General features: G+C 63.3%; 5 protein-coding genes. All 5 read left to right on the top strand.

The features are described from left to right. Nucleotides 1-95: 95 nt before the first annotated feature. Genes PX554_RS26210 through PX554_RS26190 form a run of 5 tightly spaced genes read left to right on the top strand, consistent with a single transcriptional unit; the run spans nt 96 to nt 8365 of the window. Nucleotides 96-776, top strand: coding sequence for a hypothetical protein (locus PX554_RS26210; protein WP_275505011.1), 681 nt, complete (start codon nt 96-98; stop codon nt 774-776). Further along, nucleotides 773-2890, top strand: a complete 2118-nt coding sequence (locus PX554_RS26205) for a DDE-type integrase/transposase/recombinase (protein WP_275505010.1) — start codon at nt 773-775, stop codon at nt 2888-2890. The genes PX554_RS26210 and PX554_RS26205 overlap by 4 nt, the downstream gene beginning before the upstream one ends. A 38-nt stretch (nt 2891-2928) precedes the next feature. Beyond that, the gene (locus tag PX554_RS26200; RefSeq protein WP_275505009.1) at nt 2929-4017 is read left to right on the top strand and encodes a TniB family NTP-binding protein; all 1089 of its coding nucleotides are present in this window, start codon (nt 2929-2931) and stop codon (nt 4015-4017) included. Continuing rightward, nucleotides 4014-5921, top strand: coding sequence for a TniQ family protein (locus PX554_RS26195; RefSeq protein WP_275505008.1), 1908 nt, complete (start codon nt 4014-4016; stop codon nt 5919-5921). The genes PX554_RS26200 and PX554_RS26195 overlap by 4 nt, the downstream gene beginning before the upstream one ends. After that, nucleotides 5918-8365, top strand: coding sequence for a TOTE conflict system archaeo-eukaryotic primase domain-containing protein (locus PX554_RS26190; RefSeq protein WP_275505007.1), 2448 nt, complete (start codon nt 5918-5920; stop codon nt 8363-8365). The genes PX554_RS26195 and PX554_RS26190 overlap by 4 nt, the downstream gene beginning before the upstream one ends. Nucleotides 8366-8510: the final 145 nt, after the last annotated feature.

The following is an 8510-nucleotide window of genomic DNA, read 5'->3' as shown; positions in this document are numbered from 1 at the left end:
AGCTCTGAGCGGAACCGATTAGCGCCCTTTGCGGAAGCAGTTATACTGAACCGGCAATTCGAGTCGTTCCCGCAAGGAGAATAGCGGATGCCATCGTGACCGACAAATCTGCCGGTTTGCATTCTGGCGCAACGGTGCGGTTCGCCCGAAATCCGGCAGGACGGCCCGGGCAAAGATCGTGCACGGGTTGGTATCAGTCGATCAAGGCTGGCGATGCGCTGCCTTATGAGAGTCTGCTCGAGCGCGATGCGCTGTTGCTTCTCGACTTCGATCCCGATGTTGCGCAGTTCGGTGTGCAACCGGAAACCTTCGTTTGGACGGACGCGGGCCGACAGCGGCGTTACACCCCCGATATCCGGCTGGAGACGGTGGGCGGCGAGGTCATCTACCGGCAGGTGAAGCTGGCCACGCGATTGGCCGCTGACCCGACATTGGGCGGACGGTTGCCAGCAATCGAAGCCGAGTGTGCGGCCCGAGGTTCCCGGCACGAGATGTGGCTCGACACCGATATCCGGCGACAGCCACGCTTGTCTAATGCGCGACGCCTGCGCGCAACGGTGGCGGTGCTGGCTGCAGAAAACCTCCCCGCGATCCACACCATAATCACCCGCCTCCCCTTTCCGTCGAACCTGGGCGCAGCCGCCGAGGCACTCGGCGGCCGGCCCGTGCATGTCAACATTGTGCTCGGCCTCGTGGCAGTCGGCGAGCTTGCGGTGGATCTCGATCGCCCCCTCGGTGACGATACCGTTCTCATGCGGGGAAGGAATGCGAAATGAGCGCAACGCCGATGCGCTTCCAGCAAGGCGACACGCTCTCGATCCGGGACGATCAAGGTCAGGTGGCGCTCTGGTTGGTGATCGAGCGCAAGCGCCGTGGCTATCTGCTGCGACCGCAGAACGGCAGCGATGCGCGAACGTGGAGCGACGATGAAATCGACATCGCCTATGGCGCCCGGCGGCTGACGCATCATCCCTGCAATGCGGATGGCCTGCCCAAGGCGATCGCCGAGACGCTGGAAAAAACCTGGGAGTTCTGGCCCGAAGAAATCCGCCGCGAGGCCGAGCGCAGAGACACCTATGTACGCATGGTCGACGCGATCCGCGGGGAGCACCCGACACTCATGGGCGCCTATGCTGCGGCCGCTGAGGCTGTCTTCGCCGCGCATCATCAACAATGGGAACGCGAGGATGCCGCGCTTGCGGCCCGGATGGCCGCGGAGCGGCAAAAAGGGAACGGCGAGCCGCACCGCACCAAGGCAGCGGTCCGGCCCAATCCCTATACGGTGCGGGCGTGGTATAGCGTATGGAGCCGGCACGGCCGCGATATCCGGCTCCTGATCCCGCACTATCACCGGCGCGGGGCACGCCAGCCCCGCTATGCGCGCGAGGACGGCGATCATCCCGATACCTACAAGCTCATGCGGCAAGCCGTCGAAGTCTGGTATCTGGGCATGCCGCGGCGGCGGAAGAACTATGCCTATCGCCGCTATGTGGATCTGTGCCGCGAACAGGATGTTCCTGCGGTCAGCGACCGCACCTTCCGCGTGTTTATCCGCGACAATTATACCGAACGGCAGGAATATGAGCGTCGCTTCGGCCGGCGCGCCGCCTGGCTAAAGTTCGGCATCTTCGAGCGGCGGAGCCCGCCCGAACGGCCGCTCGAAGAAGTGGAGGTGGATCATTGCCTGATCGATCTGGTGGTGGTGCATCCGGAGAGTGGCCGCGCCTTGGGGCGGCCCTGGCTCACCGCGCTTCTCGATCGCGCCACCCGCATGATCATAGGGGTGCATCTGAGCTTCGAGGCGCCGTCCTATGCCTCACTCCAGAGAGCGCTTGCCCATTCCTTGTGGAAAAAGGATCTCTCCGGGTTCGCCGATATTGAGCATGACTGGCCGTGCCACGGCGTGCCCGAATGGCTGATCTGCGACAACGGCAAGGAGTTCCGGTCGCAATCGCTGCAGACGGCCGCCAGGATGCTAGACATCGGCATCGTCAATCTGCCTGTGAAAATGCCATGGCTGAAGGGCGCGGTCGAGCGCGTGTTCCAGACCATCGGCGTGCAGGTGTTCAGCCATGAGGAAGGGACGACATTGTCGCGGACTATGGATCTCTATGATCCGGTGGCGCGCGCAAGGCTGTCGCTCGAGGAAGTGCGTGGTCGTATCCTCAAGTGGATCGTCGATGACTATCATCGCAGCGTCCACGATACGTTGAAATGCACTCCCTATGAGCGCTGGCGAGAACTCAGCGCGCTCTACCCGGTGCGCCCGGTTCCCGACTTCGATCATATTGTACGGCTGACCGGAGAGACCTTCTTCCGGCGCATCTCCAACATCGGCATCCAATATGAGGGGCTGCTCTATGCTGATCGGGAGAAGCTCGAACCGCTGCTGGCGCGCCGCGGCGGGTTGGAGAAGGACTGGGAGTTACGCTACGATCCCTACGATCTGGGTGAGGTCTGGCTGCTCGACGACGCGCGCGGCGAATGGCTGATGATCCCGTGTGTCGACCAGAGCATATCGCGGGGCGTCTCCAAATATCAGCACAAGATCCATCGTTCGATCGCAAAGCGAAGCTTGCCAAAGAATGCACCGGTGACGGTCGCCGATCTCGAAGCGGCGCGCGGTCTTGCCGAACAGACGGCGGAAGAACTGCAAAGTGAGGCGAGTAAAGTCCGCAGCAAGACGCGGGCAGCGCGGTACGAGACCGATGGTCGCTACTTCACGCCGATCGAAGGGCAAAAGCGACCGCCTGAAATAGGAACGCAGGCACCGGCGGTAGAAACCGCACCACGTGCCGCGAAACAGGCACCCGTTCCGTCGCCTCCCGTCATCGATCTCGACGCGGACATCGAGGCTCTGGTTGCACAATGGTCGGACCTGAGGCGATGACACATCGTCGCGGCGCGAAGTTATTGGCACGGCCAGCGGTGCCCGACGCCGTGCTTGCGTTCGAGACCACGGTGATCCCGCATACGCGCCACACGGAAGCGAAGGCAGCGATCCGCGAGTTACATGGCCGATTCCGCCCGCGCGAGGACAGCCCACGCTTCAAGGCCCGGGCCGTGCTCATCATCGGCTCTGCCGGGTCAGGCAAGACGACGGCGCTCGAGGACTATATGGCCGACTATCCCGACAGCGCGACAGAGGATGCCGATATCCGCCGCATCGTTTACGTCGAAGCACCGGAACGGACGACGCGACGGGCGCTGGTGGGGGCGATCCTCGGCGCCTATGGCTATCGTGCGCGAGACCATTGGAACACCAGCGAGGTGATCGAGAAGATCGCCTTCTATGCCGAGGAGACGGGCACTGAGATGATCTTCATCGATGAAGGGCATCACATGGTGAACGAGAATAATCCCGACATGACGGCGGAAGTGACCGAGTTCATCAAGTCTTTGCTCAACCGTGTGAAAGTCCAGATCGTGATCGCGGGTCTTCCCCGGCTGCTCGACATCTCCGTGCCGGGCGAAAAGAGGATGCAACTGCGCCGTCGGTTGCAACCGACGATCATCCTCAGGCCCTATGACTGGGCGACCCGGAGCGGTCGCACGATGTTCTCTGGCGTGCTCGGCGTCATGGAAAAGATGATGGGGTTGCCGGATGCGTCCGGCCTCGCGAAGCACGAGATGGCGAAACGCATCTATGTTGCGACGGGCGGCGAGATCGGGATCGTCTCCAAATATCTGAGCGAGGCCCTGAGCGTGGCGCTGGCGATCGGCCGGCGGTCGATCGATCTGAACCTGTTGGGAGAGGTTCATGCGGGCTGGCATCCGATTTATGAGCCCGACGTCAGGGATATGCTCGACTTCGATGCGATCCTTGAGGATGAACCGTCAGTTCCGAGCGGCGGCCCGGCCCGCTACGACAACCCCTTCCTGTGTTCGGCCGAACGCCTGCGCGAAATCTGGCTGCGCGACACAGTGCCTCCGTCGCCCAGGAACATGAGCCGCGTCACAAAGCTGCGCGGACGGGGCGCGCAACCCCTGCGGCCCTTCGTGCGCGAGGGATTATGACAGCATCGGCAACTCGACTTGCGTTGCGGGTGCGGCCGGCAGCGTTCGAGCCAGGCTGGGCACTGTTCAACCGTCTTGCCTTGCGGCATGGCTGTGAAACCCAGCTGGAATTTGCGCGTCAAGTGCCGCTGGTCGATCGGACCGACTTCGTTCGGGATATGGAGCGTGGGCGACGCTTTCACGATATCGCGCGGCTTAGCGGCGTCCCGCTCGAAACATTGCTTCGTAACTCGATACTGCAGACCGAGGGTGGGAGCGTCCTTGCAGGTGAGCTTGTGAGCCGCAGCGGCAATATCAGCTATAGTTGTCACTTCGCCCGTATCTGCCCGGACTGCATGCGATCCGATATCGAGCAGGGTCACGGGCCGGTCGCCTGTCGGCCGTGGCGGCGCTCCTGGTGGGATTTGGCGAAGGTATCGAGTTGTCCTCATCATGGTCGGGCGCTGCTGGCGGTCTGTCCTGCCTGTCGGCACGCGTTCCGCCGTTCGGACCTGTCACCAGCGCGTTGCGCGTGCGGGCGCGATCTCACGCAGGAATGTAGCGAAGCGGTCACGTCGGATGGCAGAATCGGCGACGCCTATCTCGTCGGCAGACTTGGTGCCGGGCCGCGTATCTCTCACGCATTCCTCGACAGCTTGGCGTTCGCGGACGCAGCCGAGATCATGCAATGGGCGGGCTCGGTCGCACGCTGGGGCAGATCGATCGTCAGCTGGCGCCGGCAGGAGCCTGCGGAGCGTGCCCGCACCATGGCAGCGGGATTTGCGGTCTGCGGGGACTTCCCCGACCAGTTCGAAAAGATGCTGGACGGGATGCTGGCGGCATGTCCGCTCAAGCGTCTGACGCCCGTGGGTGTCTATGGGCGTCTGCAATACTGGCTCGGCCTGTCCACCAATCCGGCTCTCGATCCAATCCGGGAGACCGTCAAGAATCATGTGGTGAAAAATGTGCCGATAACAGCAGGCACAATCTTGTTCCGCCAACCCGCAACAGAAGGCGATCTCACCACGCTAGGCGGTCTGGCGAAGCTCTGCGGCGTATCTGCTGAACGGGTCGCGACCGTAGCTGCGGCATTGAGGTTGATCGACTCGCTGCCCAGCAACGCCCGGGGTGTGGTCGCGCCGAAATCCCTCGAGGAGCCGTTGACGGCCTTCTTCCGCGAGTCCTGTTCTCCCGAGGAAGCACGGCGTTATCTCGACGTCGGTCTCGGGCTGTTCAAGGCACTCATAGCGCGACACTATCTTCCCCGAGCCTTCCCGCTTAGTGGAACGTCGATCCCGGCGCAGTATCGTCTGTCCGATCTCGATCGCCTCCTTACGGCTTTGCATGGTGATGCGCCGTTTGTCACAGCGCCGCCGCCAGGCAGCGAGACGATCCTGCGGGCCGTGCGCATCTGTTATCGCTCCTCGGAGGCGATTATCGGCGGGCTGCTGCGTGGCCAGATCAGGGCTACGTGCCGCTTGCGCGGCGAACGAGGCATTGCACAGATACTGGTCGATACCGACGCGGTGATCACCGGCCTCGAATATGAGGACGATCCGATGTTCATGCTGATGGCGCAAGCTGCGCGGCACCTTGGCGTGACCATCCCGACGGTGGCCAAGCTCAAGCAAATGGGATGGCTGACAACCGACAGGAAACAGACACCGCTCAGGATCATGCCCGCCTTACGGCGAGCAGAGGTCGAAGCGTTCGGCGCGCGCTTCGTCAGTGCTGCCGAACTGGCGCGTATCCCCAGCAAAGCTACCCATGCCGTCAGGGTTCATCAACATCTGCGAAGCGCCGGTCTGGTGCCGGCGATCGCTGGAAGCCGAAAGCTGCAGCCCTTCTATCACCGCGAGAGCGCCGAAAAAGTGATCCGTGGAGTCTACCGTGATCGGTTGCCCGAAACGACTGCAGCGATGTGAACGGGTCTGCCAGCACGGATGAAGCGGCGCGGCTGCGGGCCCGGCTCAAGGCGCTGGATGACGAGCGGGCAGCGGTGATCGCAGCGCTGGACGCCGTCGCGACGCAACAATCGACCGGGCACCGAAAAGCGGACGCGATCTCCCTGTTCTCCAACGCTCCGGTGACCGCGACATCGCCGACAGGCGAGAAGGTCGCGCTGTTCCGCAGGCTGTTCGCCGGTCGTGAAGATGTCTTCCCACTGCGCTGGGACAATCGCAAGACCGGGCGCGGCGGCTATGCACCCGCCTGCGGCAATGAGTGGAAACGCGGACTCTGCGACAAGCCTCAGGTCAAATGCGGCGAGTGCGCGCACCAGGCTTTCCTGCCCGTGACGGACGAGGTGATCGACAAACATCTGCGTGGGCGGGCGTTATCGCGATCCGACGCGGGCGACTTTGTGGCCGGCGTTTACCCGCTGCTCGCGGACGAGAGCTGCCGGTTCCTCGCGGCCGACTTTGACAAGACGAGCTGGGCCGAGGACGCGCTCGCCATGATGGAAACCTGCCGCCTGCGAGGAGTGCCCGCCGCGCTTGAGCGATCCCGTTCCGGCAATGGCGGGCATGTCTGGATCTTCTTCGCCGACGCCGTGCCGGCACGAACCGCCCGCGCGCTTGGCGCATCGCTGTTGACCGACACGATGGAGCGACGTCCGGAGATCGGGTTCGGTTCCTATGATCGCTTCTTCCCGAGCCAGGACACCATGCCGCTCGGCGGGTTCGGCAATCTGATCGCCCTGCCGCTGCAGGGGCACGCCCGCCGGCGTGGAAACAGCCTGTTCGTGGATGAGCAGTTGCACCCCTATCCCGATCAATGGGCGTTCCTGTCCTCGCTGTCGCAGCTGGATGCACACGATGCCGCGCGCATGGTGGCCGACGCGGAAGCGCGCGGGCGGGTGCTGGGTGTGCGGATGCCGGTTGAAGACGAACACGCCGCCGAGCCCTGGCGCATGACGCCGTCGCGGCGGCTGCCTCAGTTGCCTGTGACCGAACCACTGCCCGACACACTTGGGATCGTGCTGGGCGATCAGGTCTACATCGACCGGACTGGGTTGCCGGCGGCGCTAACCGCGCAGATCGTCCGGCTTGCGGCGTTCCAGAATCCCGAGTTCTATCGGGCGCAGGCGATGCGCCTGCCCACGTTCGGCAAGCCGAGGATCATCTCCTGCGCCGAGCTTCACCAGAAACATATCGGGCTGCCGCGAGGATGCCTCGACGAACTGGTCGCGCTTATAGCTGCTCATGGAAGCACTGTCAGGATCGACGACCAGCGAATGGCAGGGACTCCGCTCCCGGACGGTCTGTCATTCCAGGGCGATCTCGAAGAACCCCAGCAAAGGGCGGTCGACGCGCTCGATCAGCATGACGACGGCGTGCTGGCCGCGACGACGGCGTTCGGCAAGACGGTGGTAGCCGCACACCTCATCGCAAAGCGGCAGGTCAATGCACTCGTGCTCGTCCATCGCAAGGAACTGCTCAGCCAATGGGTCGAGCGGCTGCGAACGTTCCTCGATATCGATCCAAAGCTGATCGGGACGATCGGCGGTGGCAAGCGAAAGCCTACCGGCGTGATCGACGTGGCGCTGATACAGAGCCTCGTAAGGCACGGCGAGGTCTCGGATCTGGTTGGCGACTATGGTCACCTCATCGTCGACGAATGCCATCACCTGTCCGCGGCGAGCTTCGAACTTGTAGCCCGGCGCGCCAAGGCCAGGTTCGTGCTCGGCCTGTCCGCCACGGTTGCGCGCAAGGATGGGCACCAGCCGATCATCTTCATGCAATGCGGCCCGATCCGCTATCGGGTAGATGCGCGAACCCAGGCCGCTCGCCGGGGGATCGCCCACCGCACACGGCAGCGACGCACAGCATTCCGGCTGCCGCAGCCGCTCGCGATCATGGACAGACCGCCAATGCCGGCGGTTTATGCCGCGCTGGCGCAGGACGAGGCCCGAAACGATCTTATCTTCGATGACGTGCTGCGTGCTCTGGAGGCGAAGCGGTCGCCGGTAATCCTGACGGAGCGCAAGGACCATCTCGAATATCTGCAGGGCCGGTTATCCCGGTTCGTGCGAAATCTCGTGGTGTTGCGGGGTGGAATGAGCGCGGCGGAACGCAAGGTAGCGGACGCCGCACTGCGTGTGCCTGACAGCGAGGAGCGGCTCATCCTCGCAACGGGCCGCTACATCGGCGAAGGGTTCGATGACGACCGTCTCGACACGTTGTTCCTGACAATGCCGATCTCCTGGAAAGGGACGCTCGCCCAGTATGTAGGGCGCCTGCATCGCCGGCACGCGGGGAAAACCGACGTGCTCGTCTATGACTATATCGACGATGCGGTCCCGATGCTCTCGCGCATGGCCGCCAAGCGCCAGGCCGGATACCGCGCGCTCGGCTACAGCATCGAGTAATCCGGGGGCGGAATCATTTATCGATTCTCGGAAGCCACCGGCGAATCGAGAACCGATTCCGCGAATGAGATTAATGGTTCTCGACGGTCACCAGATGCCGCCTGCAACCGCAGGCGCCAAATGAGATTATCGATTCTCCACAGAG

This window comes from Sphingomonas pollutisoli, from assembly GCF_029167165.1.
Lineage (GTDB): Bacteria > Pseudomonadota > Alphaproteobacteria > Sphingomonadales > Sphingomonadaceae > Sphingomonas > Sphingomonas pollutisoli.
Note: the sequence above shows the minus strand (reverse complement) of the source record. Positions and strands in the feature narration are given on the sequence as shown.

What these genes read in the sequence shown, in the direction of transcription:
- PX554_RS26205 (WP_275505010.1), top strand. Translation starts at nt 773, where the DNA reads ATGAGCGCAACGCCGATGCGCTTCCAGCAAGGCGACACGCTCTCGATC.
- PX554_RS26195 (WP_275505008.1), top strand. Translation starts at nt 4,014, where the DNA reads ATGACAGCATCGGCAACTCGACTTGCGTTGCGGGTGCGGCCGGCAGCG.